At 35.5% G+C, this 25,923-nt stretch carries 30 protein-coding genes and 3 tRNA genes; 17 read left to right on the top strand and 16 right to left on the bottom strand.

The window, feature by feature from the left end:
- The first annotated feature begins 62 nt into the window (after positions 1 to 62).
- Entirely contained in the window at positions 63 to 470 is a 408-nt protein-coding gene (locus IPL24_09010; protein MBK8363809.1) for an ABC transporter ATPase, read from the top strand.
- Positions 471 to 583: 113 nt separating this feature from the next.
- On the opposite strand, the gene xth is transcribed toward IPL24_09010, so the two are convergent.
- Entirely contained in the window at positions 584 to 1,363 is a 780-nt protein-coding gene (gene xth / locus IPL24_09005) for an exodeoxyribonuclease III (protein MBK8363808.1), read from the bottom strand.
- Positions 1,364 to 1,518: 155 nt separating this feature from the next.
- Here xth and IPL24_09000 point away from each other — a divergent pair, with 155 nt between their 5' ends.
- The 4 genes from IPL24_09000 to IPL24_08985 are packed head-to-tail and all read left to right on the top strand — an operon-like array spanning position 1,519 to position 4,408.
- Positions 1,519 to 1,884 (top strand): hypothetical protein, encoded by a 366-nt coding sequence (locus IPL24_09000; GenBank protein ID MBK8363807.1) that lies wholly within the window; start codon positions 1,519 to 1,521, stop codon positions 1,882 to 1,884.
- 28 nt (positions 1,885 to 1,912) lie between these two features.
- A complete protein-coding gene (locus tag IPL24_08995) occupies positions 1,913 to 3,037 on the top strand; it encodes a hypothetical protein (protein MBK8363806.1) in 1,125 nt (374 codons plus the stop codon).
- On the top strand, positions 3,024 to 3,527 hold the full coding sequence (locus tag IPL24_08990; protein ID MBK8363805.1) for a hypothetical protein: 504 nt from the start codon (positions 3,024 to 3,026) through the stop codon (positions 3,525 to 3,527). The genes IPL24_08995 and IPL24_08990 overlap by 14 nt, the downstream gene beginning before the upstream one ends.
- Complete coding sequence (locus IPL24_08985; GenBank protein MBK8363804.1) at positions 3,524 to 4,408, top strand: hypothetical protein; 885 nt, start codon at positions 3,524 to 3,526, stop codon at positions 4,406 to 4,408. Before IPL24_08990 ends, IPL24_08985 begins: the two co-directional genes overlap by 4 nt.
- A 31-nt stretch (positions 4,409 to 4,439) precedes the next feature.
- Here the strand turns inward: IPL24_08985 and IPL24_08980 are convergent, their stop codons facing one another.
- The 7 genes from IPL24_08980 to IPL24_08950 form a co-directional block, all read right to left on the bottom strand.
- A complete protein-coding gene (locus IPL24_08980; protein ID MBK8363803.1) occupies positions 4,440 to 5,708 on the bottom strand; it encodes an MFS transporter in 1,269 nt (422 codons plus the stop codon).
- Positions 5,709 to 5,804: 96 nt separating this feature from the next.
- Entirely contained in the window at positions 5,805 to 6,218 is a 414-nt protein-coding gene (locus IPL24_08975) for an SRPBCC domain-containing protein (protein MBK8363802.1), read from the bottom strand.
- A gap of 15 nt (positions 6,219 to 6,233) precedes the next feature.
- A complete protein-coding gene (locus IPL24_08970; protein ID MBK8363801.1) occupies positions 6,234 to 6,743 on the bottom strand; it encodes an SRPBCC domain-containing protein in 510 nt (169 codons plus the stop codon).
- On the bottom strand, positions 6,740 to 7,063 hold the full coding sequence (locus IPL24_08965) for a winged helix-turn-helix transcriptional regulator (GenBank protein ID MBK8363800.1): 324 nt from the start codon (positions 7,061 to 7,063) through the stop codon (positions 6,740 to 6,742). The genes IPL24_08970 and IPL24_08965 overlap by 4 nt, the downstream gene beginning before the upstream one ends.
- 131 nt (positions 7,064 to 7,194) lie before the next feature.
- Positions 7,195 to 8,655, bottom strand: a complete 1,461-nt coding sequence (locus IPL24_08960) for an ABC-F family ATP-binding cassette domain-containing protein (GenBank protein ID MBK8363799.1) — start codon at positions 8,653 to 8,655, stop codon at positions 7,195 to 7,197.
- Positions 8,652 to 9,089, bottom strand: coding sequence for an ABC-F family ATP-binding cassette domain-containing protein (locus IPL24_08955; GenBank protein MBK8363798.1), 438 nt, complete (start codon positions 9,087 to 9,089; stop codon positions 8,652 to 8,654). The genes IPL24_08960 and IPL24_08955 overlap by 4 nt, the downstream gene beginning before the upstream one ends.
- A gap of 100 nt (positions 9,090 to 9,189) precedes the next feature.
- Positions 9,190 to 9,726: a hypothetical protein gene (locus IPL24_08950; protein MBK8363797.1), complete on the bottom strand. Its 537-nt coding sequence runs from the start codon at positions 9,724 to 9,726 to the stop codon at positions 9,190 to 9,192.
- Positions 9,727 to 9,835: 109 nt separating this feature from the next.
- On the opposite strand from IPL24_08950, the gene IPL24_08945 reads away from it, so the two are divergent.
- From IPL24_08945 to IPL24_08900, 10 genes are all read left to right on the top strand, one after another.
- A complete protein-coding gene (locus IPL24_08945; GenBank protein MBK8363796.1) occupies positions 9,836 to 10,090 on the top strand; it encodes a SemiSWEET transporter in 255 nt (84 codons plus the stop codon).
- A gap of 287 nt (positions 10,091 to 10,377) precedes the next feature.
- Positions 10,378 to 10,671: a hypothetical protein gene (locus tag IPL24_08940; GenBank protein MBK8363795.1), complete on the top strand. Its 294-nt coding sequence runs from the start codon at positions 10,378 to 10,380 to the stop codon at positions 10,669 to 10,671.
- A complete protein-coding gene (locus IPL24_08935; protein ID MBK8363794.1) occupies positions 10,641 to 11,150 on the top strand; it encodes a M23 family metallopeptidase in 510 nt (169 codons plus the stop codon). Before IPL24_08940 ends, IPL24_08935 begins: the two co-directional genes overlap by 31 nt.
- Positions 11,092 to 11,505 (top strand): hypothetical protein, encoded by a 414-nt coding sequence (locus IPL24_08930; GenBank protein MBK8363793.1) that lies wholly within the window; start codon positions 11,092 to 11,094, stop codon positions 11,503 to 11,505. Before IPL24_08935 ends, IPL24_08930 begins: the two co-directional genes overlap by 59 nt.
- A 55-nt stretch (positions 11,506 to 11,560) precedes the next feature.
- The gene (locus IPL24_08925) at positions 11,561 to 11,884 is read left to right on the top strand and encodes a hypothetical protein (GenBank protein MBK8363792.1); all 324 of its coding nucleotides are present in this window, start codon (positions 11,561 to 11,563) and stop codon (positions 11,882 to 11,884) included.
- A 691-nt stretch (positions 11,885 to 12,575) separates the two neighbouring features.
- A tRNA-Ser gene (locus tag IPL24_08920) sits at positions 12,576 to 12,663 on the top strand.
- Between the two features lie 38 nt (positions 12,664 to 12,701).
- A tRNA-Pro gene (locus IPL24_08915) sits at positions 12,702 to 12,776 on the top strand.
- A gap of 102 nt (positions 12,777 to 12,878) precedes the next feature.
- Positions 12,879 to 12,952 (top strand) — tRNA-Arg (locus IPL24_08910).
- 141 nt (positions 12,953 to 13,093) lie between these two features.
- Positions 13,094 to 13,498, top strand: a complete 405-nt coding sequence (locus tag IPL24_08905) for a hypothetical protein (protein ID MBK8363791.1) — start codon at positions 13,094 to 13,096, stop codon at positions 13,496 to 13,498.
- A complete protein-coding gene (locus IPL24_08900) occupies positions 13,495 to 13,830 on the top strand; it encodes a hypothetical protein (GenBank protein MBK8363790.1) in 336 nt (111 codons plus the stop codon). The genes IPL24_08905 and IPL24_08900 overlap by 4 nt, the downstream gene beginning before the upstream one ends.
- A 163-nt stretch (positions 13,831 to 13,993) precedes the next feature.
- Here IPL24_08900 and IPL24_08895 read toward each other — a convergent pair whose 3' ends face one another.
- The 8 genes from IPL24_08895 to IPL24_08860 all read right to left on the bottom strand — a co-directional run bounded on the left by IPL24_08895 (position 13,994) and on the right by IPL24_08860 (position 24,062).
- Positions 13,994 to 14,440, bottom strand: a complete 447-nt coding sequence (locus IPL24_08895; GenBank protein MBK8363789.1) for a hypothetical protein — start codon at positions 14,438 to 14,440, stop codon at positions 13,994 to 13,996.
- A gap of 1,704 nt (positions 14,441 to 16,144) precedes the next feature.
- Positions 16,145 to 16,417: a hypothetical protein gene (locus IPL24_08890; GenBank protein MBK8363788.1), complete on the bottom strand. Its 273-nt coding sequence runs from the start codon at positions 16,415 to 16,417 to the stop codon at positions 16,145 to 16,147.
- 323 nt (positions 16,418 to 16,740) lie between these two features.
- Positions 16,741 to 17,544: a hypothetical protein gene (locus IPL24_08885; GenBank protein MBK8363787.1), complete on the bottom strand. Its 804-nt coding sequence runs from the start codon at positions 17,542 to 17,544 to the stop codon at positions 16,741 to 16,743.
- Position 17,545: 1 nt separating this feature from the next.
- Positions 17,546 to 19,798, bottom strand: coding sequence for a TonB-dependent receptor plug domain-containing protein (locus tag IPL24_08880; protein ID MBK8363786.1), 2,253 nt, complete (start codon positions 19,796 to 19,798; stop codon positions 17,546 to 17,548).
- A 429-nt stretch (positions 19,799 to 20,227) separates the two neighbouring features.
- Positions 20,228 to 20,557 (bottom strand): hypothetical protein, encoded by a 330-nt coding sequence (locus tag IPL24_08875; GenBank protein ID MBK8363785.1) that lies wholly within the window; start codon positions 20,555 to 20,557, stop codon positions 20,228 to 20,230.
- 218 nt (positions 20,558 to 20,775) lie between these two features.
- Complete coding sequence (locus IPL24_08870; protein MBK8363784.1) at positions 20,776 to 21,489, bottom strand: response regulator transcription factor; 714 nt, start codon at positions 21,487 to 21,489, stop codon at positions 20,776 to 20,778.
- Between the two features lie 217 nt (positions 21,490 to 21,706).
- A complete protein-coding gene (locus IPL24_08865) occupies positions 21,707 to 22,528 on the bottom strand; it encodes a histidine kinase (GenBank protein MBK8363783.1) in 822 nt (273 codons plus the stop codon).
- A 157-nt stretch (positions 22,529 to 22,685) separates the two neighbouring features.
- Positions 22,686 to 24,062 carry a T9SS type A sorting domain-containing protein gene (locus tag IPL24_08860; GenBank protein MBK8363782.1) on the bottom strand — a complete coding sequence of 459 codons (1,377 nt, stop codon included), beginning with the start codon at positions 24,060 to 24,062 and terminating at the stop codon, positions 22,686 to 22,688.
- A gap of 174 nt (positions 24,063 to 24,236) precedes the next feature.
- Here IPL24_08860 and IPL24_08855 point away from each other — a divergent pair, with 174 nt between their 5' ends.
- Together IPL24_08855 and IPL24_08850 are read left to right on the top strand one after the other, a co-directional pair.
- A complete protein-coding gene (locus IPL24_08855) occupies positions 24,237 to 25,187 on the top strand; it encodes a hypothetical protein (GenBank protein ID MBK8363781.1) in 951 nt (316 codons plus the stop codon).
- A 173-nt stretch (positions 25,188 to 25,360) separates the two neighbouring features.
- Complete coding sequence (locus IPL24_08850; GenBank protein ID MBK8363780.1) at positions 25,361 to 25,831, top strand: hypothetical protein; 471 nt, start codon at positions 25,361 to 25,363, stop codon at positions 25,829 to 25,831.
- Positions 25,832 to 25,923 lie beyond the last annotated feature (92 nt).

Here is a 25,923-nt window from a genome sequence, read left to right as displayed (position 1 = left end):
CAGTCCATCTTAAGAATGGGCAGTAGTTATCGATTATTAGTTAATAGTTATTAGTTAAAAAAATGTATTTACCCTCAACAGCACTCTCCGAAAATTCAAGAATCTGGATCTATCAATCAGATCGTGAATTAACAACAGAGGAGCAAAGTAATTTAAGATCAGAATTAGAGAAATTTGTTTCCGAGTGGACAGCACATAATGTTGCATTGTCAGGAAGCTTTGAAGTCTTACACGATCGCTTTATTGTAATTATGATCGATGAAAGTAAAACATCAGCATCTGGATGTTCTATAGACAAATGTTTCAACTTTTTGAAAAAAATGGAAAGTCAAATGAATGTGAATTTCATGAACAGACTCTTGCTGGCATATAAAGATCAGGATGCAATAAAATTGTTGCCTAAAAATAAATTCGAAGAATTGTTAAAAGCCGGACAATTACGGAAGAGACAATTGTTTTTAATAATCTGATCGAGAAAAAATCAGAATTAAAAACAAAGTGGCAAATACCTGTAAAAGAAAGCTGGCATAAAATAATGCTATCATAAAAATAGAAAAGCCGGTTTATCGACCGGCTTTTTTATTTATAACTTAATTTCAAGTTCAATCGGACAATGATCACTTCCCATAACTAATGGATGAATGGTTGCATTCACAGCCATTTTTTTCATTTCTTCAGAGATCATAAAATAATCTATTCGCCAGCCTGTATTTCTTTCTCGTGCACGCGTGATCACATCCCAGTAGGTATATTGTCCGGGTTCGCTATTGAATTCTCTGAAAATATCAACATAACCCATTTCAATAATTTTATCGACCCAAGCCCTTTCCTCGGGAAGAAAACCGCTTGTTTTCATATTCGGTCCCGGACGAGCTAGATCAATTTCTTTATGCGCAGTATTATAATCTCCGACTACAACAATGTTCTTTTTCTTTTTACGCATCTCTTCTGCTCTTTTGAAAAGTTGCTCATAAAAATCGAGTTTATACTTTACTCTTTCCGGACCGCGGCCACCGTTTGGAAAGTAAACATTATACAAAACAAAGTTTTCAAATTCTACCTCCAAAACTCTTCCTTCACTATCAAATTCAGGACTGTTGAATCCGGATCTCACAGCAATTGGTTCAACTTTTGAATAAACTGCTACTCCACTATATCCTTTTTTTTCTGCAGAAAAGAAAAATGATTTGTAATTATTGACGCTACGGATCTCCTCACCTAACTGATCTATCTGAGCTTTAGTTTCCTGAAGACACAAAACATCCGGATCGTCTTTTTGAAGCCATTCCAAAAAACCTTTTTTCCAGACGGCACGAATACCATTTACATTCCAGCTTAATATTCTAAAATTTTTCTTTGGCATAATTCCGATTTTCCGGCAAGATAAGAATTCGTCAGTAATTAAAAAAAGCAGGGTCTTTAATCATCCTTATTTTATGCGGTTGTAATCTGCTTCACTATACCCGAGATTTGTTCCATCAAAATTAATTAATCACATAATTCAAAAAAATCAAAACTATGACAAAAAAATTCTTAATGATTTTTGCGCTAGTCGCATCGATGATCTCGTCAGCATCAGCTTACACGATCGTCATTCAAGGTGGAGGAGCTAACCACATGTACAATTATGTAATGGTAAATAACCGCCGTTGTGAATGCAAAGGAAACGGACACAACAAATGTCCTGTAAGCTTCGGTGTAACTGCGGGCTTTAAAACTATTATCATGCAAGATGTAGTTAATGAAGTTCAGGCGCGTTATGCTAAAGGCGAGCGGGAAGGTTCAATCAAATTTCAGGATGTATTGCCTGTTTCATGGAAAACAACAGACAAAGACGAATTAGTAATTACAACTGTGGAAGATGAAGTACTTTTGGAGAAGTAATAAATTTGTTAAAAACAGCAGGGTCTATATGACCCTCTGTTTCTTTTTCATTACAACCCTGTTTTGCAGGGCGAATGAGAAAAATGATACGATCATATTCACGGGAGAATTATCCATTGACCCTCTTTGCCGGACTTCCATTTCAACAAATCTATTCTCATTCGTGACTTCCCGGTCGTGGAATCTTGAAAAGCGGCAATTAACGATTCATACGTTAGACTTGAAAACAAACAAGCGTGCAGACATAATTGTAATGGCGCCTACAATCATGAAGGTCCTTCAATGTCCGGCAATTGCACTAAATGATTCCTTCCTGTTAATGCAGGATGATTACGATTTAAAATGGTTCCTCTTTAAACCGGTCCAAGGTGAATTTAAATTTGTAGAAGAAGTCCAATTCCCTCAAAGGATGATGGCCTTTAACGCAAAAGTTATTAATTCTAACTTGTTTTTATTCAAGGATAGTGTTCACAATACCAGTCTGGCAATTTATAATGCACGCCAAAGAAAATTTCTTACAGTTATCCATCCGGAAGTACCTTGTATTGGATTAAGTCATTTTCCTCAAAACTGGATCACCAATAATAGAAGGAGAATTGCAGTGGCGGAGCCGTGTGGAAACCGAATTCACATTTATGACCTGAACTTGAATCTAATACATACAATTGAATTGCCACAAACAGATGATTGGATCAATCTTCCCAATAATAAGATTCCCGTCGAAACTTCACCGGCTATTATAAATCCCAAAGAATTTATAGCAAACTTTGAACCCGGTCTGATCACGTTTTCAAGAATTCAAAGCATTCATTTTGCCGATGATTCGCTACTTCTGATTTCCGTAAGTATGCCCGGTTCAAAGGTTTCTTCAACTAAAAATTTTGTCTACAACGTAAATAATAACATATACCTGGATCCGGAAAGAATTTTGATTCCAAAATCAGGCTACCATTTAGATTGTAAAGATGAACTTACATTTCACATAGATCCATATCTATTATTCACTGATGGATATTCAATTTCACTTGAAGAAGACAATTATTTACCTGATCCAAAACTTACCGATGAAGAAAATGAAAACAGAAAAAATATTTTCTATGAAAATAACGATCCGGAATTTATTATCAGGATCTCAAAGATTGAAATTCATTAGTTTTCTTTTCTTCATTATTTTCTTCAATTCAGGAATTACGATATCAAAAAACATTGATGATGGTTATGTAACAGGCTGGAAATTCTATTCAAAACAAAATACATCTCAATTTTTTTCAAATGACAGTATTTATTTTCTCATTGTGAAAAATAATAAGAGTTGCCAAAATTGTTTTCAGACTCTAACTGATTACCTCTTGGTATTACAAAAAGAATATCCATTCCAATTACATGCTGTTTCACATTCTGATTCAACATCACTTGAAAGAAAAAGAAACATTTACGAATTGACCATTCTTTTTCCCGGTTTTCAGGCATACAGTGTTACCTATTCTGAAAAATGGAATGACAATACACCTACACCGGAATTAGTGATCATTAAGAAAAATCAATTCTATCTGTTTTCCTATCAGGACTTATTTTCGGAAGGATTTGGTTTCATTTCTACTACAGTTCAAACAAAGATCAATGCTATACTAAATTCCGAATGAACAAAATTGCCCGCCTGCTGTTCTTAATTTTGTTACACTTAGCAACATATTCAGCATTTGGCCAGGGTGATTCAATTTCGATCAGTAAGATAGATTCTTGTAAAATTTCAAAGAGTGGTCAATTCTATTTTGCATCAAATTTTCAGCAACTTGTCAATTTCCACAACGATAATAATTTCAATCTTGATATTACTACCAGGGCAAGTCTGGTAAGAAATAAATCAACCCGGAGCTACCGTTCAAAACAGGAAACAAACATTGAATTGTCTTTTACCAAATATATCGACAGCATAATAGATGTCAGAGATGATGAAATTGAATTAAAAGGTAATTGGGAGTTTCAGTTCATCAATGTTGTCAATTCTATCAACATCAATATTAAAACGCAAATGACGAATGCGTATGAATACACATTTTTAAAGGATGAATTCATAAAAGTACTATCCAAACAACCTCTTCTTCCGATAATTTTCAACATTGGAACCGGATTTAATTTCGATTTCAGGAAAGGCAATCTGGTAAATTTTTCACCTGTTGATTTAAAAACAACATTTCTGTCTGATAAAATTTCCTCTTTTTACCCTCAACATAAAAATATAAGCTCAAACTTTTCTTATATGACAGAAATTGGTTCAAGCATAACAGTATCGATCAACAAGTCGTGGGCAAAAGATCTTTTCAATTGGCGCAACAGTTCCCGGATATTTATAAAAGGTCTGACGAAAGAAGATGCAACATTATACACAAAAAACAGAATTATGTATGAACTCTTTAAATCGATAAATATTAGTTTCGAAAACCAGATGGTTTACGATCCGCCTTACAATTACAAACTTCAGGTAAAAAATGAAATTGTTTTGGGGGTTTGTTTTAAAAAATAATGAATGAAAAATGATTTTTTTAGAAAATAATTTAATTTTTATCCATCATATCCTGCAGATCCAACCTTCTTAATTTAGGAAGCCAGGCGAATGCGCCACCGACTGACAGGATCGCTACGCTTCCACCGATCACTACGGATGGAACAAGGCCTAAAAGTTTTGCAGCAAAGCCGGATTCAAAGGCACCGATCTCATTAGATGAACTGATAAACATTGTGCTTACCGATGAAACGCGGCCACGCATTTCATCGGGCGTGAAAAATTGGACGATCATGGAACGGATCACAACACTGACATTATCGAATGCTCCGCTGAGAACAAGAATCGCAAAAGACAAATAGAAATTTTTGCTTAGCGCAAAGAATATCATGCAGAGTGAAAATCCTGCCACACAGGCCAACAACTTTTTACCCGAATTTTTCAAAGGCGGATGCTTTGTCATGTATAAAGCCATCGCTACTGATCCGACAAAGGGTGCTGCACGAAGGATTCCAAAACCGGTTTCACCAACATGTAAAACTTCACTGGCGAAGACCGGCAACATCGCTGTTGCGCCTCCAAACAAAACTGCGATGAGATCCAGTAGCATTGCACCGAAGATCATCTGATTATTAAAAACAAAACTCAAACCTTGCTTGATGCTGTCTTTCACACTCTCACCCTGCTTAACTGCTTGTGGTGGTTGCGGCGGAATTCTGTAGATCTGAATCACACCTAAAAGCAAACACAAAACAACAATTATATAGACAACATTTGCTCCAAAGAAAGCCAGCAGCAATCCTCCAATTGAAGATCCAACTACAACTGCTATATGCCAGAAAGTAGAATTCCATGCAGACGAATTTGCATAAGCTTCACGTGGAACAAGCTGTGTCATCAAGGGAAACTGTGCAGGACTGTAAAAACCGCGCAGCAATCCGACAAAAAACATGATTACATAGTATGGAAATACTGTTACAACTTCATTCGGATTACTTGTATAATGGTAGGAAATAAAAACCAATGCTACACTGCAAAGCATTTGCATCATCATTACAATGAAAACAATTTTTTGCCTGTCGTTTCGGTCGGAAATGTATCCGCCGAAAAGTGCCAGAGTAACAGCAGGAATTGCTTCAAACAAACCTAACAGTCCAAGTGCAAGAAAATCATGTGTCAGTTGATAAACCTGCCAGCTGATAACTACAAACTGTATTTGCAGTGCAAGCGTTAACATGAACTTGGAAAAGATAAATCTCCGGTAATCAATGTAGCGAAAGGCTAAAAATGACTCTTTGTCTTTAATAAACCGGTTTATCATTGGTGCAAAATACGGTAAAACAATTGGATTGAACCGCTATCTTAAAACAAATTAAAGTGGTGAGATTCTAAGTAATTAAAATCACACCACAATAATTTAATTTTTCTCAGCATACTTTTTATAATTATCCAGAATTGTTTGCCACCCACCTTTTTGAAGCTCCAGAGAATTAACCGATTCCGCATCAAATAACACTTTAACATTGGTGCTATTACCGTTCTTTTCGAATTCAACATTTACCAATCTGCCATCCGGCATTGTATATTGAAATTTCTCTCCAGGAACGATTTGATCATATACAGCTTCGAAATCAAATCCAAAACTTCCGTCCTTCGCTTCCATCCGTGCACTATACTTTCCCCCAACACGCATATCATTTGTTGCGCGGGGACATTGCCAGTCGTCGGATGCAAAATTCCATTTCACGATGTGTTCGGGTTTTGTATAAAAATCCCATGCTTTTTGTTTGTCGGCTGCCGTTTGCCTGAACCTGAATTTTGTTGCTTCCATTTTCAGTGATTTTTTTTAGGTTTTTTTTTTTAGTGTTAATAACAGTTCATCCAGACTTTCAAATGTCGATGTGATACCTTCCTTCATACCCATCTTAATAATTGTTTCAAGATCTGAAAGTGATTCATATTGAATAAGCGTTTCTACAATTGTGTTCTCAGAATGTTCTTTGAAATATACATTCCACTTTGCACGAGGAAGATCAGGATTTCGGTTACCGTTTTCATCGCAAAAGGCATCCAGACCTGAATAGAATTCTATCGGCTTGATCTTTTCGTAATCCATACGACCCCAATATTCTTTTCCCTTAGGTTCTACCATTGCATAGACCCAACTCCCACCTTCTTTGAAATCCATTACCTTGGTTTTCGTTGTTAATGGTTTTGGCGCAAACCACTGATTAAGCAGTTCACTTTTAGTATGTGCATCCCAGACGAGCTGACGATTTGCAAGAAACTCTCTTCTCATCGTCAACGTATTTTTTTCTTTATCAACTATAAAGTCGAACAGCAAATTGTTTTTCATTTTTTAGTTTTGTTTTTTATGTTGAGTAATAGATCATCGAGTTGACTGTACCGGTCTTCCCAGATCTTTCTGAATTGTTCCAGCCACTTATCAATTTCTTTCATTTGTTTAATATCAAGTTGATAATAAATTTCTCTGCCCTGTTGTTCTTTTTTCAAGAGTTGACATTCTGTTAAAATCCGCAAATGCTTTGAAACTGATTGTCTGGTAATATCAAAACGCTCCGATATTGCATTTGGTGTCATAGCATGAATTGCAATCAATGCAATGATTGCCCGACGCGTTGGATCTGCTATTGCCTGAAATATATCTCTTCTCATTTTCTTTTTATAATTACGAAGCCAATCGGTTGCAAATATATGTGCAACTAATCGGCTTCGCAAATAAAATATTAAAAATTTCCGTATTTAATTGAATTGCAATAGATTAAATGAAAAACTGTAGCTTTCTTTTAACCGGCTATTTCTGAAAGTTCAAGCCAACGAAGTGATTTCTCGTCAATTTCCTTAAGTATAACTTCCATCCTGTTGGCCCATTCCACCAATTCAGTATGACTTCCTCCACCACTACTTAGTTTTTTTGTCAACTCATCCTTTTCTGTTTCGAGATGTGACAATTGCTTTTCAATAGTTTCAAGTTCAAATTTCTCTTTGAACGTCATCTTCTTCTTATTTGAAACTTCAGTTTTCTTAGTTTCATCAAATGATGGTTCCTGATTTTTCGGTTTAGGTTTTAGCGAGATTTTTTCTTTCTCATCTTCAGCCATTCTGTATTCTGAATAGCAGCCATTGTAATCACGGATCTTTCCTTCGCCTTCAAAAATAAAAAGATGGTCAACAAGCTTATCCATAAAATACCGGTCATGGGAAACAACTAATAAACATCCGGTGTAATTCATCAGAAACTCTTCAAGAATTCCCAATGTTAAAAGATCAAGATCATTTGTAGGTTCATCAAGAATTAAAAAGTTAGGATTCTTGATCAACACAGTAAGCAAATGCAAACGTCTTCTTTCGCCACCACTGAGTTTACTGACATATGTGTATTGAACTTCAGGTGGAAACTGAAACAACTGCAAAAATTGTCCGGCAGAAACTTTTGATCCGTCACTCAACTGAATGACTTCTGCATGTTCCTTTACAACTTCAATCACACGCTTATCTTCTTTCACTTCCAGGCCTTGCTGCGAATAATATCCGAACACGATCGTTTCCCCGACATTGATCTTTCCTGAATCAGGTTGTTCAAGTCCGACGAGCAAATTCAAAAAAGTTGACTTCCCTGCACCATTCTTTCCGACTATCCCAATTCGTTCTCCGGTTTTAAAAGTATAATCGAAACCTTGTAAGATCGGAAGATTATCAAATCCTTTATAAACTTTTTTCAGTTCAATAACTTTACCTCCGATGCGATTCATTTTCACATCGAGTTCCATTTTACCTTCTGCTTTTTTTCCTGCTGCTTTATTCTTCAATTCATAAAATGAATCGATACGTGCTTTTGATTTTGTGCCTCTTGCCTTTGGCATTCTGCGCATCCATTCCAATTCTGTGCGCATAATGTTGCGTGCCTTATCACGTTCACGAGTCTCATTGAATTCACGTTCTTCTTTCTTTTCTAAGAAATAAGAATAATTTCCTTCGTATGAATAAATGTTTCCATTCTCCATCTCAATGATCTTATCCGTAATGTTCTCAAGAAAATATCTGTCGTGAGTTACAAGTATAAGCGACAACTGCGAACGCGTCAGAAAATCTTCAAGCCATTCCACCATTTCAACGTCCAGGTGATTCGTTGGCTCATCCATGATGAGTATATCAGCCGGATCGATCAATGCCTTTGCAAGAGCAATTCTTTTTTTCTGTCCACCCGACAACTGTCGGATCGGTTGATCGAGGTTATGAATATTCAATCGCGACAATACCTGTCGCACACGCACTCATAATCCCATGCATTTGCATCACTGATCAATCCCGACAATCTTTCAAGTTCACGTGCAGTTTCTGGAGTATGATTCAACTGATCTTTTTCAAGCATCAGTTCATAATCACGCATCAGTTGCACCGATGGATTATCAACATCAAAAATAACTTCAAGAACAGTTTTTGTATTATCCATATATGGTTCCTGCTCGAGGAATTCCACATTGATGTCTTTTCTAAAAGTAACAAGTCCGCTATCCGGAGTTTCTTTTCCTGCAATAATTTTTAGCAACGTACTTTTTCCCGCGCCGTTTCTTGCAATCAAAGCAACCTTTTCGCCCTTCGATATTCCAAAACTAATATTATCAAACAGTATTTTATCTCCATATGACTTTGAGAGATTCTCGATTGAGAGGAGATTCATGATTTTCTTGAATGAAAGGAATGAAGGGTATGAAAGGAATGAAGTAAAATGAAGTGGAATGAAGTGAAATGAAGTATAATTAGCGTTTTTTTTTACTTACTTATTTACTTGCTTCTCCGGTGAAATGATCAGTTTGGAAACGGAACAATACATTGAAAGTTGTCAATGAACCATAACAACGGGTGATATATTGCTGCATATTGACTTTATCTTCGTCGGTAAGTTTTTCGTGACTGTTCACTCTTTGTTCTAATACTCTGAGTCGGTCACGAAGCATGACTATCTTACTGAAGAAGGTTTCGATCGGAACTTCTTTGGATTTCAGTGATGAATCTCCCGGTTTAAGGATCATCGTTCCGCCGGTCCATTTCTGTCCCATTTCTACTCTTTCCTGGAGGTCTGAGTACTTTCGAAGAGTGTTTACAAGCAACACTTCTATATCGGCCAGACTTACCAGATCATTATCGGCATCATTTGCATCGATAATTTCAAACTGATCAAATGTCCGGTCAATTTCACGCATACCATGTTGCATGAAAGTAACCATATACTCTTCCGGTTTGATCTGAATAATTACACCTTCACCAAATTGTGGATGGCGTACTCTGGACCCGATCCCTAATGAAATTGTTGACATAGTTTTTTATTGTTGCGCGAAGGTAGAAATTTTCGTTGGATTGTTGAATTCCTGTTACAATCCGTCTCTTCTATTCACCTAAAAGGAATGATATTTTATTGAGCAGAGCATGCAAAACACAATAGGTCTGCTTGCAGGTATTCTAACTGCAATCGCTTCCTTGCCTCAATTGATCAAAATCATAAAAGAAAAGAAACCCACAGATCTTTCTGCATTCATGCTGATCATATTGATAGCAGGATTTTGCTTCTGGATCTGGTATGGAATACTCAAAGACGACCTCCCTATTCTGATAACCAATAGCTTCTCGCTCATCGTAAATTCATCTATTCTGGGTCTGAAGTTCTACTACGGTAAAAGATAAAAAAATCTAAATGTGCCTTTAAGAATCGAAAACAGTAGTAAAACAGAATATTGAAATTCCATATGTAAGAGCTTTTGTTAATCACTGTTAAACTTTGTCAAACCAAAGTAATTCTCCAATTAAAAGAAAGAATATACCTGAACTTAAAATCGTTCATTTATATAGTTTTTGTGTTCATGTTTTTCGTGTGGTGGGCCGTCGGGGTAAAAGCCGGCGGTCCTTTCTTTTTGGGGTTTAATTAGCCTCTTCACGGGAATTTATTTTCTTTGCATGTAAATCCACGAAAAATGAGAAAAAGTCAGTTATTGCCCGTTTTCCTGTTATTGTTCTTTTTTGCCACTTCACAAGCGCAGAATTACCCGCAAAATTATTTCCACTGGCCAATTGATACCCCGGTCACTATTGTGGGAACTTTTGGAGAGATCCGTGATAATCACTTTCACTCCGGACTGGATCTGGGAACTGAAGAAATGGAAGGCCGTCCGGTTTCGGCATCGGCTGCAGGATATATTTCACGAATCAAAATTTCGGCTGACGGATATGGAAAGCATTGTACATCACACATCCGAATGGATATGTAACGGTATATGGTCATTTGCAAAAATTCACTCAACCTGTTAATGAATACATCCGGAAAATTCAATATGAGAAACAAGTTTTCGAACTGGATGTAAATCTAAAACCTAAAGACTTTGTTGTAAAACAGGACGAAGTGATTGCATATAGTGGTGCATCAGGAAGTGCTGAAGGTCCGCATTTACATTTTGAAATTCGTGATGAGCAGACTGAAGAGCCGATTAATCCGTTTTTATTTGGCTTACATGTTTTCGATGGACTGGCACCTGAATTAAAATGTATCCGCATCTATCCGACGATGGAAGCAGGAATTGTAAATAAGACAGACAGTTCAGTTGTATATGAAACACAAAATGTAGATGGAATTTTAATGTTGAATACTACTGATATTGTTCAGGCATTTGGTTACGTTAGTTTCGGAGTTGGTGCAACAGACCGTATCGATAATTCACAGGCTGTATTGGGAATTTATTCATGGCAATAAATCGCAGATAGAATTTCCTGTAGTCGTTTATCCGACATTGAATCAATATCAGTACCAGGCACACCCTGCTGATGCAATGTTAGTGACCAATGCCAAAGGAGTTGCCATTCACAAATCGAAACTCGATGTTGCTATTCCGGCGAATGCAGTATATCAGGATTTGTATTATACAGACATGGAAATTAAAAGTCCGCAGTACTTGTCGAATACATATCGTGTCGGTAACTGGTATGAAGCATTGAATGTTCCGATCACTGTAGGAATAAAACCGGAAACAGTTTTAGCAGATTCACTGATGTCGAAAGCAGTTGTCGCAGAGATCCAGAGAGACGGAACATTAAAAGGTCGGCGGTAACTGGAATAATAAATTTGTTTCCACTCAGGTTTCAGTTTTCGGAGACTATACAACTGTGCTTGACACTACTCCACCTGTAGTTGTAAAAGATTATGTTCCTGCAGATATGAATTCCTATCGCGGCGCAGTAATTCAATTCATAGCGAAAGACAATTTATCAAAGATCAAATCCTATTCAGGAAAAGTTGATGGCAAATGGATGTTGTTTGAGTTCGACAGAAAGACAGGAATGTTGCAGTGCGATGTTTCACCGTTTATGGAAAACAAAGAACATCAGGTTGAACTGACAGTGACTGATGAGCGAAATAATGTGACGAATTATAAGATCGGGTTTTATTTTAATTATCAGTCCACCTGGCAGATTAGCGGAACAATGTGACGAAATATAAGATCGGGTTTTATTTTTAATTATCAGTCCACGTGGCAGATGATCGGAACAAAGCGCGATTATAAATTTTTAAAATTGCCATGTGGCACAATAATGTGAATTATAAGATTTTATTATCAGTCCACGTTGTATGCAAGCGCCTTTACCTTTGTAAACATGAAAACCAGCGCCTGAAAATTTAACAGCTAATCGAGAAACCAAAGCAGTCTAAAATTTCCCGGACTGCCGACCCTGAAGGGGTCGCACATTTGTAGAAAACAATATCCCCCACGGCACCCGACCTCGAAGAGGTCGCACATGATTACGTAATATCATTAGTTCATTTGTAATTCGAGATTCTAGTTGATTTAGAGGTTGAAAGTATTGCAACGGGATTTTATTTCCCGCAGAGTTGCGCAGAATACGCAGAATAGCCGCAGAATTTTTTTTATGAAGTCGTTCCGATATCTATTTTCGATCTCGCAGAGATCTCTGCGGATTTTCTGCGCAATCTGCGCAATCTGCGGGAATATTAATCCATAAACTTTCCCTCAAGTAAAAAGACAAAAACGGCGTTTTAGGAGGCCCATACTAAAAGGAAACAAATTAAAATATTCGTATATAACTGAAACAAACGCACTTAAATAAGTTCTTTTTATTTGCAGAAAAAGGACAATATTCTATCTTTGCCGCCCTTGCATTACGGTGAGGTGCCTGAGTGGCCGAAAGGAACAGTTTGCTAAACTGTCGTACTGGAAACGGTACTGAGGGTTCGAATCCCTCCTCACCGCGCTTCAGTTCAAATGTTGCAAGCAGTAAAAATTAGTTTCGGGGTGTAGCGTAGTCCGGTTATCGCGCATGGTTTGGGACTATGAGGTCGCAGGTTCGAATCCTGCCACCCCGACTTATTCAGAGTGACCAGAGTGAGAGTCTGTATATGTTTTAGCATTTCGTTGAAAGCTCGCCAACACACTCCAACTCCACACTCACACTTTCAACTTCTTCTGATTCCGTAGCTCAATTGGATAGAGCAACTGCCTTCTAAGCAGTAGGTTATGAGTTCGATCCTCGTCGGGATCACTTAATTTTCAATAAGTTATACTATTTTCAGAACATGCCAATTTTTAACGTGCATACAATGTGCATACATACCCCAATCCAAATCAAACTTAATTTAAGCATAAAGTTATAGTTGATATATTTGAAATTAAGTAAAATTTTATGAAAGCAGGATTACAAATATGTTTTAAAAGTGGTAGCTTAAATGGAAGCGATTTCATTAAATTTTATAATGATTTCGTCGAATTCGACCCGCTTTTTTTTATTAAATCTTCAAAATGTTTAAATTGGAATGAAACTAAGCATAAAAAACAAATTGAAAAGGCGTCTTCAAATGATGATATAATTTTAAGCAATAAGAATTTTGATTTGTGTAGCATTATGAATACAGGTGGAGTTCAGATTTCTCACAGATCAATACAAATTGTAGAAAACTATGATTTATTAGAAAATGATATTAACAAGATAGAAAGTTTTATTTTTCACCCATCTTTGTATCTGCGTTTTATTTTGATGAGGACTACAGATATTCTCAATCAGAACAATTTGAAAGCATACTTCAAATGAGAGGTTTGTTTAACGCTGAACCAAGACATTTTATAATAGATAAATACGGACAAAGGAAAATCGATATTTCGAATAATCCGGGTAGATCGTCTTTAGTGAACTCTACTTGGGTTATGCCAGCATTTAAAATGTGGTTTGGCCCTTCATTTTATAAAATAATTAGTAAAGATAAAATTTTATCATTTAAGGAGGCATTCCTTGTAAAAGAGTTATCAGAAGAAGTTATTTTTATTCAACTATTTGAAAAAATTGAGGAGTCTGGTAGTCCAAAGAATCGGGAGATTCAAAAAAAAATCAGAGATTGGCTAGGATTTGATCAATTAAGTTGGTAGTAATTATATTTCTTTTGTCAGCTCTTAAAAGTTTCCATCAAACTATTTTGTCTCATTTCATTTTTCTTTTTAAGGGTCATTACTTTCTTTTTTTCTTTATATAGAAGTATTCAGGGATAATTGACTATTCAAATGTTTGAATTATGATTTGTTTGAAAAAGAGTTATTCCATTTTAATAATAAAATCATAACTAGATAGCCATTTTATGGCTTTTCCAGAAGCTAATAAATTATCGTGGTCATTATAGCAATAAAGAAATTCAGCTTCTATATTTGAAATATAAAATGTAAATCGATAAGAATTATTTATTAATTTAATTAAATCAACTGCATTGTCTATTAAAATAAAGTTTTTGTCGTCTTCCGGTTCAAAAAACAATATTAAATCATTAGTTTCAATAATTTGATTGAACCATTCCCAAGAATATCGATAATCAACGCCGCACCAATTAGACAGGTTTTCCCATAAAGGATATTTATAAACCTCTTTCCTAGCATACTCATTTATTATCGTATTAAAAAATAAAAGTGACTCATCATTCTCTAAAATTTTAAATGGAATAGAAAAAGTTTTCAATACTGAAACTATCTCCTTAATATGTTGATTCATTTGTTTGTGCTTTAATATTGATATAGATCTTCTTTATCCGTCTCCCTCCTTTTTCTTATTCAGGTAATTGAAAGAATGAACGGATAGTTTAAAAGTTGTACTGGCAAACAAAATAACGATTATTTTAAAAAGGATAAGTTAGATTACTGTATTTATATATCTCTTCAACTTCTTTAGCAAATTTATATCCTATATTTAGTCTATAAAAAACATTCTTATTGATTTTAAGTATTGTGTCTTGAATTTGAAATTTGTCCGCAGTAGCGCCTAAATAAATTTCAGACGTACTTTGAAATGGAACTTGTTAATATCAGCTTTTGTCTCATTTAAAAATAAGCTATCCAAATATTGGATTTTGTAAGAAAATAAGATTCCATCTAAAAAGTAATAATTTTCTTCGTAATGTAGAACTTGATTTTGAATCTTGACATTCCTGCATTTTCATAAATTTTATAGTTAAGACACCTGATTGGAATTGATTCCTCTTCAGAGCAAAACTTACAAACATGTAAAAGATCTGATATCGACATTCCGAGTTTAGCGCTTCCATCATGAATCTGAAACCTTATTTCAGGGTAAGTTTGGATACTCTCTGATATCTTACATTCGTTTTTGCATGATATCAGAAGTAAAACTAAAATACAACTAAATACTAGTTTCTTTTTCATAACAATTTATAGATTCTTTCTTTATCAAAAATTACAAGTTATTCCCTGAACTTTATTTTCAGGTATTACTTAATTTTCTTCTGTACATAAAGGTATTTGCTGATAGTAAAGTAGAAACTAATATTCCACATATCGACACTCCCATAGAATTAGTTTTCAAAAAATATCAAAATCGTCCATGGTACACTCCATGTAAATTAGCATAAACAAAGGCAATACCAGTGGAAAGACAAGTGATTGACCATAAAAGACACAGTAATTTATATCTTAAAATTAATCTATTAAATTTTTTGTCAATAAACTTTATTTTATTTGAATATCCCATGATATCTCTTTGTGCTAATGTATCGAAATATCAATACTCATCGTTTATTCCAGCTTTATAAAACTTATTCCAGTTATTTTATTCGTTTCAAATTTATTTTTTAATTCTTCATTAATCACAATAATTACATTAAACCCTTTTACCCTGAATAGTTCCTTCCCTATAACAGAGGCTCTGTTTATCACAAGTTTCGAAATAAATTTGAATTGACCTTCTTTGTCAGGACGGATTGAACTTCCAATTTGCCATTTATCAAAAACAGATTTTTCTTCGTCAACACAGTCTAAAGCATCTTTATAACCAAAATATAGTATTGTAAATTGTTTTCCTTTCCTTCAATTCTAACAGGAATAGACATAACTTCATCCTTTTTAAATAATTGCAAAGTTTTCTCATCAACTATCAATAGTTCGAAGTCAGCCATTGTAAAAATTAAGTGGAATCCCTTTTTCACGAATGTTTATAATTAACCCTTTTTGGAATTTCGACATCTCCGGTAGACACATATTTCCTAAAAATCAAATTCTTTGTCAAAATTTACAGAACCTAAAACCATCCTCGTGATGGTATATAAAGTTCATCAATTAATCGATAGTAATTCATTAATTGCGCTTTAATATGTAATTTATTGGAGACAGGAACTTGATTTAACTTTTTTGAATAATTCTTGTGAAGTTTGAATTGTCCTAATCCCACTTAACCCGGAATTTCCTAACTATCAAATATTTCTTTCAAAATTTTTTTTCCTTCTTCGGTTTTACCAGAGATTCTGTTACCATAATTGTCATTAATCAAAAACAATGTAGCATTAGAGTATATGAACTCCCACATTTTGCTCCACGGACTTTCTGACCTACCCATGCTTTTAACCCTGTATCTCTTAATTAGTATTTCAATAATTTTTTCAAAGTCTTCCTCACTTTCCAGTCTACAAAAGTCCAGAATTAGGGTGTGATCAGATTCGAAGAGTATAATATTTTTCATGTTTTGGAAGTTTGGAAAGTTAAATATTATTCCAACAAAATATCAATTTTATTTGCCAAAATATTGACCAATTCCGGCGGAGGCGAATATCCTGTTAAAGTCAATTCGCCTTCTACTTCCACCCAATCCGTAAAAGTGGAGGAATAAAACCACTCTTTAAATTCGACGATCACCTATAAATTTCTTTGCAGCATTTACCTTCTAGTTAGGTTGAAGCCGCATCTTTCAGAAGAAGTTTTCTTGAAAAACATAATATGGTATTAAAAATGAATAGCATGCTTGAAGAATTTTAGAATTTTTTTCAGAATACATTTAAACATCCTCTACTGCTCATTCACATCCAACCACAAAGTATCCGAATTCAGCCCTGTAAATATCCCATATCCATTTTGAATACTCGTCGATGGATTAGTCAGATTCTGTGAGCTCGTACTACTCTGATCATAGAGCGATGCGTAATCAGGCAGTACATGATAGATGATGATTCGATGCCGGCCGAAGTATTGGAATTCCATTGTGCGGATTTCGTCAGATGATGAATTGGTGGGTTGCTTGCGGAAAATGTTTGAAGGAGGTGTTACATCGCCAAAGTCACGGATGGGATCAAGGGTTGATTCCACATTTTCTACAAGGATCAAATAGTATGATGCATCGGGATTATCCCAGGTGATCTCTACCGGATCGGGCATGCTTCCGAAAGATGGGAACGATGTTGAATCGGTTCTTTCCAGATAAATAGCTGTTACAGATTGTGACGCATTTGCAGGCTTGGATGGAACATAGGTAAATGCTGAAACATCTTTTGCATTGTACACAAACGACAGATTGTAATTGTCACCTTCGGTAACGAGATAAGAACTGTCTACGTATTCGCCATTACCGACAGGCAGGAGAAAGTGATCGGTGTTATTAAATGTGATTTTCATAGACAAATTATTTAAATCATCGGATGAATATTCTACATCAGATGAAAAAGGAATCTGTCTGGAAATTTTTACACTCAGATAATTTCCCGGTTGCAAATATGTTTCGATGATCGGTGTATCTGTAAATTCAGCAACCTCATCTTTCTTACATGAAAAGAACGCAAATAAAATAATAAGCAATAATAATTTTCTATAAAGCATTTTACCTGAGTTTTAATGATAATGTTATGTTCGGTGTAAGGCCGGAATAATTCACATTTGTTTCGATGACTGACCCTTCCTCAATTGAATATGTTTTGTACCAAACGTTTGTTCTGTTGTACAAATTGAAAATGGAAAATCCAATGTATCCGAATTCTCTTCTCTTCTTATCAGCTTTAGATCCCTTCAGCAATTTATAGTTGGCAGATATATCTGCTCGATGGTAATCAGGAAGCCTTAAACCGTTTTTAGTTGTTACCGTAAAATAGTCCTGAGTATTTCCATCCAGCAAAGTCACGCTATACGCACCTGATGGAGCGGTATACGGACGACCTGTTGCAAAGACCCATGTCGCTGAAAAATCCCAACGCTTCCAGTTGTAGAGAAAAACCGATTTGAATTCGTGAGTTACATCCTGGTTGGCGGAATAATATCCATCAGAATAAATATCAAAATGATTTTTCGCTTCACCCAGAGTATAGCTGACCCATCCATTGAACTTTCCTGTTTTCTTCTGTAAAAGAAATTCAACACCTTTTGCATAACCGTTACCCGTGAAAAAATTCTCGTTAAATGTAGTCCCGGTTGGACTGGGATTAAAACGAAGGGAGTATTCTGTGAGGTTGCTTATACGTTTATAATAACCTTCCACACTTAACAGATAATCTGTAGTCTCATAGGATAAGCCAACGATATTGTGAATCGAAGAACTCACCGTAAAAGAGTTTCCATCAGCCAGAAGCCAGAATTCTTTACTTCCTGATAAAATATCTTCCCGCGTTACTCTATTAGCAAATTGATAGAATTTACCTGCACTTCCTTTTACTGATAACCTATCTGACAAATTGTAAGTTGCAGAAACTCTTGGTTCATAGTACTGTTGTTGTGTAGTCTCAAAATTGTTAATTCTTATTCCCGGAAGAATTACAAATTTGTTTTTAAAAAACCTGAATTTGCTTTGCAGATAGGCACCGGATAAAAGTGCTTTATTCCTTTTATCCAAAAGCGTTGCTGTATCGCTCTGAGCATACGTATATTTTATATCAAAACTGGTCCCAAATACGCCGAATTGAAGTTGACTGAAATCGAACAAATCCCATTGGTAGTCAGATTTGAAACTATAGTCCTTTAAATTATTATTTTCAAATACTCCGCTTTTAGTTGTTGACTCATTTCCGCTTGCATCTGTTGATGTTCTTTCCATAGAACGATCTCTATCGCTATAAAAATTCGAATAACTTATCAAAGTATTACCATAAAACTTGTCTGTCCATTTACGCGACCATTTCAAGCTACTTCCAACATTGCCGTATTTCGTAAGATCGGTCGAGCTAAAATTAAAGCCACCTATAGCCCCACCACCCGGTAGAGATGATGACGAATTATCAATACTGTTATCAAGTTTGTCATTTCCATTAAAGATACTTAGTGTGACAATGTCCTTTAAAGAAGGTCGGTAAGTGAATTTTCCATTCAGATCATGAAAGTATGAAGTAGCTTCTGTATCCTGCATATACCTTCCGCCACCGGGACCGGTTTGTTGCGTTGTCTGTGTACTTGAGCTCTTACTGTATTTATCAAAAAGTGCATTATAGATCGGACCTTTGTATGATCTCCGATAAGCAATGATTGAAGAAAATTTATCACCAACCGGTATTTCAGCCCAGGCATTTATACTAAGCAAACTAATATCTCCACCAATATTAAATTTTTTCTGATTCCCGTCCTTTCCTGTTATTTCGGTTACACTTGAAAGTCTTCCACCAAAACGAGATTCAAAACCGCCTTTGTAAAGTTGAATGTCCTTCACAACGTTCGAATTAAATGCACTGAAATAGCCATACAAATGATCCACATGATAAACTGTAAATCCATCATACAAAACTAAATTCTGATCAGGTGTGCCTCCCCTTACATAAAGTCCGGAAGAAGATTCTTGCGATGCACTTACGCCGGGCATCAGCTGAAAAGATCTCATAACATCCTTCTCGCCTACATTAGGAAGTTTTTCAATTTGCCGGGGAGTCAATTTAATTACACTTACATCTTCTTTTTTTTGCAGCATGGCATCTTCTCTAACTGAAGTAACAGTAATCGTTTTAAGAAGGTTAGAAGAAGGAGTAAGTTCAATAATGAAATTTGATTTCGGTAAAGCCGGAGTCAGATAAACTTCACTTTTGTTATAACCGATATACGATACAACAAGCACACAAGTATCAGACGGAACTTTTGATAATGTGAAATATCCATCCACGTTAGAAGAGGACCTGACAAGAGATCTGGTAACCTGTACGCTGGCAAAAGGAAGACCTTCGCCTGTTGATTTATCTTTTATGATTCCGGAGAGTGTATAGTTGGTAGATTGTGGCGGACCAAAATATGTTTTCTTCGATAGATAAGGTACTGCACCATCCTTCTCATCTTCCTTTTTTTCTTCTTCATAATAAAATGTACCCAGATTTTCATTTCCATCTGCATCGTCATTTTCATATGCCGTTTCTTTAAACCCTTCTGTTGCATTGGTTAGATTCAGAATTTCCGGTTTTATGAATTGTATGGATCCAAAAGTGTTTTTAACACCAGCATTAATAATATCAGCTTCTGTTAATGTAGTATCATATACAGAAAGGAAAATGTTCTTGTTCCCATAACTGATATTCCAGCTTAATAAGAAACCAGTCCATTAACACAAAAGTAATTTATTACCGGCCGAACCACCTTTGTTCAGCATGTATACAAACAAGTAATTACTAAACTCAGGTAATGAATTTAGTTTATCACTCTTGTATGCTTCTAAGGAAGTTTGCCCTGGTTTACCAAGTACAAATACAAAAGGTCTTTTCAGATTTGTATGATCGCTAGTTTGTGAATAACAACTATAAACAAAGTGACATGCACTACCGGGTGTACTGAAAGTATATTCTTTATACTTAAAATCCTGTGCTGAAACAGTTTTTTCGAATCCTAAAGCAATCATTAAAAAGATAAAAACATATACGCACCTGTTCTTCATATATTCCATTAATGATTAATACTTGATTTGAAAGAAATCCGGACGAAGTCCTGATTCAGTCTTACGGATAATGAAAACCGAAGGCGTAGTATATCCTATACTCCATCCTTCGATTTAGCACTTACCTTGCAAATTTGACTTTATAAAAAGGATAAAAAAAATTAAATATACTTTTAGGGTTTATGTATCGACGAAACGGGCTATTGATTCTATGTAAATTATGAAAGAATAATTTTAGGGCCAACTAACTTGAAAAAATGTTCTTTATAGTGATCACTTAAAGGAACCTCTATAGTATCGAGTTTGATCCTGCTATTGCGGAGTGACTGAATTCTGTCAATAGCAACTACAAAAGACTTATGTGTTCGTACAAATTTATTGGATGGCAGTTTTTCCTCCATTGTTTTGATGCTAAGACGGGTAATTATAGGTTTATCAGAATTACTGAGATATATTTTTATGTAATCCTTCATGCCTTCAATATATTTAATTTCACTGACAAAAATTTTAACAAGATTATATTCAGAGTAAACAAATAAATATTCACTTGTAAAATTGGCCAATTGACTATTCTTCAAATTAGAATATTCTACGGCCTTGTTGACTGCTTTCATAAACCGTTCAAATGAGATCGGTTTAAGCAGGTAATCTATAACGCCAAGTTCAAAACCTTCCAAAGCATAGTTTTTGTATGCCGTTATAAAAATTATCATTGGCGAAGAAGGCAATGTCTTTAAAAACTGCAAACCTGTAAGGCCCGGCATTTGAATATCCAAAAAAATCAAATCAACACTTTCATTTTGCAATACCTCAGCGGCTTCAAATGCATTTTTACATCTTTTCACCAAATGCAAAAATGGTATCTGTCTGATATTATCTTCAAGCAAATCGAGAGCAAGGGGCTCATCTTCCACAGCAATACATGTAAGCATTAAATTATTATTGTTAGGTTAACATTATGCCAGTCTTCTTCCCGGCTTATTTCAAGTCTTGATTCCGGGTAGAGTAAGTTTAATCTTCTTATCACGTTGGTCAGACCAATTCCGGAATTATAGTTCTTTTCTTCAGTTAACGGATTGAATTTGTTCCTTGCGTTAAATGTTAATAAGTCACAAATTAATACAATACGAATACTAATTGATGGGTTATTCAAAAACCTGTTCCATGTTTAAATGCATTTTCAATAAAAGGAATCAAGATCATTGGTACAATTTCTTTTGTTGAATCAGCCGGAGCATCTTTAAAAAAATATAATGTAACATCATCACCAAAACGAAGTTTTTGTAAATCAATATAGTTACTCAGATATTCAATCTCTTTATTAATATTTATCTTTTCATGATCTGATTCGTAAAGCATATAATGAAGAAGTCCTGAAAGCTTAAGCAGAACAGGTTCGAGCAAGTCTGATTTTTTCCTCGCAAGCGAAACAAGATTGTTTAAAGTATTAAATAAAAAATGAGGACTAACCTGCGAACGAAGAAAGGAAAGTTCCGTTTTCAGATTGACGGCCTCTTTCTCTTTTCTGATCTTTTCATTTTTGAAATTTTGTCTTATAAAACTGAAAGCTGTACTTGCCAGGAGCATAAATATTGCAACAGGAATTACTATACGAATTGGAAAGGGAATCGATGGTCCAATAAATAAATATCTGAATAAAATATTAAGTCCAATGATAACAATGACCGTAAGAATAGCAAGTAAAAGATAAACGAGCCAATTCTTTTTATTGAAAAATTTCGGAACAAAGAAAAATGCATTCAAATAAAATAAAGGAATAAAAGACAGATTCAGTATTGATGTGAGAAGTCTGAAGTTTTCGTAATTAGGAAGTTTGCCCGGACGCGAATTCATCATCGGTGGCGGGAAATTGCTTTCAAGGTAAAGAGGCAATATGAAAATGATTGCCCATACACAAATATGCAAAATCACAACAAACAGTCTGGAACGGAAAATATTCTCGAAATTCATAAGTTTCAAAGGTAGAACTTATCATCAGTAATTGATCGTAGAATATACCAAACGCTATTATGTGTAGATGAAAGTTGGATATTTCACCAATTAAGTGCTGAGCAAAGATCAATTAAGGCACATAATTCCTGATTATCTGATTCTTTGGCAGATCAGATCAGACGATTATTAATTTTACTCTCCCGAAATATTTCCCATCCGAAACTTCAAATATATAAACCCCCGGACTTAAATCACCGATATCAACTTTTGAAAAATTGCTGACATGAAAACTCTGTATCATTTTTCCATCCAATGAAAACAATCTACAAGATTTAATTTGATCAAAGTCAGTAGAAATACTGAACACGCCATTAGAAGGATTGGGATATACTGATAAGTTCGTGAAGGAAGAAATTCCTGAAATTCCAGTTACTAATTCATTCCTGAAAATATTCGAATTACTGATCCCAAAAAAAGACAACATAAAAATATCAGCATCACCATCCAAATCGTAATCCATGAACATTGCCGGTATTGCATAGTAGTTATGAGGAGCCCAGGGAGATATGTCATTGAATAACCCATTGCCATCGTTACGGAATAAATATTCTGACAACAGAACATCCAGATCGCCATCGTTGTCGATATCTGCCCAGTCAACTGAGCCTGGTTCGCCGGTACCGGGAAGATTTGTCGATTGTTCGATAAAATTTCCAGAACCATCATTCAGATAGATCAATGTGTAAGCTGAATTATCGATGAGTATGCCATCGTAAAGCAGATCCATATCGCCATCATTTTCTGCATCGCCCCACTTTACAGCGCCGGCAAAGATCTGCATGAACGATGTTGTGTCCATCGTGAAATTTCCATTACCATTATTTGTAAACAATGCAGATACCGGCATTCCTCCGGGAGCTGTGGCTACAATAAAAATATCGGGCAGACTGTCATTGTTACAATCTGCTATTTCCATTCCTGTTGTTGTTAGAGGTGGCAGATTCGAAGGGAAATAAGAAAAAGTCGAATTCCCATTATTGCGATAGATGATTGTGGTATCGACCCACAATGAATCCATTACTCCGGAAAAAACAACATCCTGAAAACCGTCATTGTCGACATCAAGCCATTTCTGAATCCCAAGAACTCTTACAAAGCCGGGATTCATAGCAACAAACGTCTGATTGTCGTTTCGATATAACTCACAAAGTAACGACCCGTTATTTTGCCCATTCAAAATCAGATCCTGATCACCATCATTATCGAAATCTGCCCAGTTAACTGAACCATTTGCAACTTTAATAATTGAAGAATCAACAGCAGTCATAATACCATTGTCATTACGATAAATGAATGAACGTTCTGCAACCAGACTACTGAACCCTGTAAACGCCAGATCCAGATCACCGTCGTTGTCATAATCAGCCCAGGCAGCACTTCCGCTTTCCAGTCCGGGAAGCTGTGCATTCATGTCCGTGAAGGTTTGAGCAAAAGTATATTTGCCGAATAAAGAAAATGCAATACATAAAATTGCCCGAAAAGTAAATCTCATTTGTGTGTTTTTGAGTGATTGTGAATACATATTGCAAATCAAATATAAAAGAATAAATCACTTCTAAAAAACTTTCTGAAAAGGAATAAATTGATGCTGAACAAGCCAAAATCCATATGAAATTATGTCGAAATTGTGATTACTTTTGGCAATGCACCCATCACAGTTCCATTTATGATCCTGCCATTACCAAAGAGAAAATCAATTTCTGTCAAATTATTTATTTTCGTATTCTATTCATTGATTACAACGACCGTTTCAGCGCAGGAAGATTTCTACTGGTGGGGAGTAAAACATAACTGGGATGGTATTACACCCTGGAATCAATACATGACCATCTCATCCGCTTTTCTTGGTCCGAATGCTTTACCTGTTCCGGAAATAAAAAATGGATTGGTCGATAGTGCAGCATCTGTAAACATTTCCTTTGATCATTTTATTCATAAAGGCGACAAGACTCAGGACTTTTTTGTCAAAGGTACCCTCCCACTTTTCAATAATAAGATTTCGATTGACCTTGCAGCAGTACCATTGGAATGGTATGAAATGGATACGATCACCAGAGACATTCGCGCAGTAAGAACGAAAAGTGGAAAAGGTTCTGCCGGAGGTGATATTTATTTTTCAACTTGCGTGCAGATCATAAAAAACAAAACCAGTCTGCCGGATCTGCTTCTAAGAGTAAGTCTAAGAACTGCATCAGGAACTCACTTAAGAGATGCACGCTATACAGATGCACCCGGATATTTTATTGATTTGAGTTTTGGAAAAAGTATTTACAACGATAATAAGTTTATCAAAGAAATAAGATTTTTTGCTGATGCCGGGCTCTATACTTATCAGACCTATGATATACAGAATTTGCAGAATGATTGTTTACTCTTTGGCGGCGGTATCACTCTGAACACAAACAAATTTTCGTGGACAAATGTAATTGGAGGATATTCGGGTTATCTGAATAATGGTGACAAACCTTTAGTTGACAGAAGTGAATTCAGAATTCTAAATAAAACGAATGACTTTGCAATTGCTTATGAGAATGGGTTGCAGGATTATGGGTATCAGAAAATCAGGGTTTCGTATATTTTTCATATTGGATCAGAGAAAATTTTTAGAAGAAAATAATTTAAACACTAAGATCACTAAGATTTATCACAAGAACACATGATGAAGCTTAGTTTCACTTGTGCTCTTGTGATAAATTTTAGTGATCTTAGTGTTAAACTAATTTATAGACATTTGTCCTTCCTCAAAAAAAAGAAAATTTCTATCATTGCATTTTCAAAAAGATAAACAAAATGCTAACCAAGATCCTCTCATTCACAACAATTATCGCTTTCAGCTTTATTGTAAGCCAGTCACTGATGTATATTCTTGCATTGAAGAACGTACAATCCAATTTAGACTTCAATTCTTATACTGAATTCAGGAAACTGATCGATACCAGTATGAGAGCAAATTTCAAATACGCAATTTACATCGCATTGCTTTGCAATCTAGCCCTGGTAATTTCAACTGCTAAAAATCCGGGAAGTCTGATTTTTATTACGTCGGCCATTGCATTGGTCGGATTGATCATTGATATTCTGATAACAGTAAAAGGCAATTTGCCAATCAACGACATCATCAATAGTTGGTCGCCACAAAATAAACCCGCGAACTGGACTGAGTATCGGTCAAAGTGGTTTGAGCTTTTTCAATACAGGCAGATTGCAAATATTATTGCTTATCTGAGTCTGTTGGTTGGGGGGATCTTTGGAGGGAAATAATTTTTTAACACAAGATCACAAGATCACAAGATCACAAAAAGATCACGGAATTTTTCCGTGTTCTTATTGTGATCTTGTGTTCTCAGTGTTTA

This window comes from Bacteroidota bacterium (genome assembly GCA_016711505.1).
Classification (GTDB): Bacteria; Bacteroidota; Bacteroidia; order AKYH767-A; family 2013-40CM-41-45; genus JADKIH01.
The sequence above is the reverse complement of the archived record's forward strand: the minus strand, read 5'-3'. Positions and strand labels throughout refer to the sequence as shown.

Coding starts and splice junctions, on each gene's coding strand:
- IPL24_08895 (MBK8363789.1), bottom strand. CDS start 14,440: ATGAATCAACATATTAAGGAGATAGTTTCAGTATTGAAAACTTTTTCT.
- IPL24_08870 (MBK8363784.1), bottom strand. CDS start 21,489: ATGCTTACATGTATTGCTGTGGAAGATGAGCCCCTTGCTCTCGATTTG.
- IPL24_08995 (MBK8363806.1), top strand. CDS start 1,913: ATGACCCTCTGTTTCTTTTTCATTACAACCCTGTTTTGCAGGGCGAAT.
- IPL24_08970 (MBK8363801.1), bottom strand. CDS start 6,743: ATGAAAAACAATTTGCTGTTCGACTTTATAGTTGATAAAGAAAAAAAT.
- IPL24_08950 (MBK8363797.1), bottom strand. CDS start 9,726: ATGTCAACAATTTCATTAGGGATCGGGTCCAGAGTACGCCATCCACAA.
- IPL24_08860 (MBK8363782.1), bottom strand. CDS start 24,062: ATGAGATTTACTTTTCGGGCAATTTTATGTATTGCATTTTCTTTATTC.
- IPL24_08965 (MBK8363800.1), bottom strand. CDS start 7,063: ATGAGAAGAGATATATTTCAGGCAATAGCAGATCCAACGCGTCGGGCA.
- IPL24_08975 (MBK8363802.1), bottom strand. CDS start 6,218: ATGGAAGCAACAAAATTCAGGTTCAGGCAAACGGCAGCCGACAAACAA.
- IPL24_08890 (MBK8363788.1), bottom strand. CDS start 16,417: ATGAAAAATATTATACTCTTCGAATCTGATCACACCCTAATTCTGGAC.
- xth (MBK8363808.1), bottom strand. CDS start 1,363: ATGCCAAAGAAAAATTTTAGAATATTAAGCTGGAATGTAAATGGTATT.
- IPL24_08900 (MBK8363790.1), top strand. CDS start 13,495: ATGAGAGGTTTGTTTAACGCTGAACCAAGACATTTTATAATAGATAAA.
- IPL24_08985 (MBK8363804.1), top strand. CDS start 3,524: ATGAACAAAATTGCCCGCCTGCTGTTCTTAATTTTGTTACACTTAGCA.
- IPL24_08875 (MBK8363785.1), bottom strand. CDS start 20,557: ATGAAGAACAGGTGCGTATATGTTTTTATCTTTTTAATGATTGCTTTA.
- IPL24_08955 (MBK8363798.1), bottom strand. CDS start 9,089: ATGAATCTCCTCTCAATCGAGAATCTCTCAAAGTCATATGGAGATAAA.
- IPL24_08855 (MBK8363781.1), top strand. CDS start 24,237: ATGATCCTGCCATTACCAAAGAGAAAATCAATTTCTGTCAAATTATTT.
- IPL24_08905 (MBK8363791.1), top strand. CDS start 13,094: ATGAAAGCAGGATTACAAATATGTTTTAAAAGTGGTAGCTTAAATGGA.
- IPL24_08865 (MBK8363783.1), bottom strand. CDS start 22,528: ATGAATTTCGAGAATATTTTCCGTTCCAGACTGTTTGTTGTGATTTTG.
- IPL24_08980 (MBK8363803.1), bottom strand. CDS start 5,708: ATGATAAACCGGTTTATTAAAGACAAAGAGTCATTTTTAGCCTTTCGC.
- IPL24_08850 (MBK8363780.1), top strand. CDS start 25,361: ATGCTAACCAAGATCCTCTCATTCACAACAATTATCGCTTTCAGCTTT.
- IPL24_08940 (MBK8363795.1), top strand. CDS start 10,378: ATGAGAAAAAGTCAGTTATTGCCCGTTTTCCTGTTATTGTTCTTTTTT.
- IPL24_09010 (MBK8363809.1), top strand. CDS start 63: ATGTATTTACCCTCAACAGCACTCTCCGAAAATTCAAGAATCTGGATC.
- IPL24_09000 (MBK8363807.1), top strand. CDS start 1,519: ATGACAAAAAAATTCTTAATGATTTTTGCGCTAGTCGCATCGATGATC.
- IPL24_08885 (MBK8363787.1), bottom strand. CDS start 17,544: ATGCTTTATAGAAAATTATTATTGCTTATTATTTTATTTGCGTTCTTT.
- IPL24_08945 (MBK8363796.1), top strand. CDS start 9,836: ATGCAAAACACAATAGGTCTGCTTGCAGGTATTCTAACTGCAATCGCT.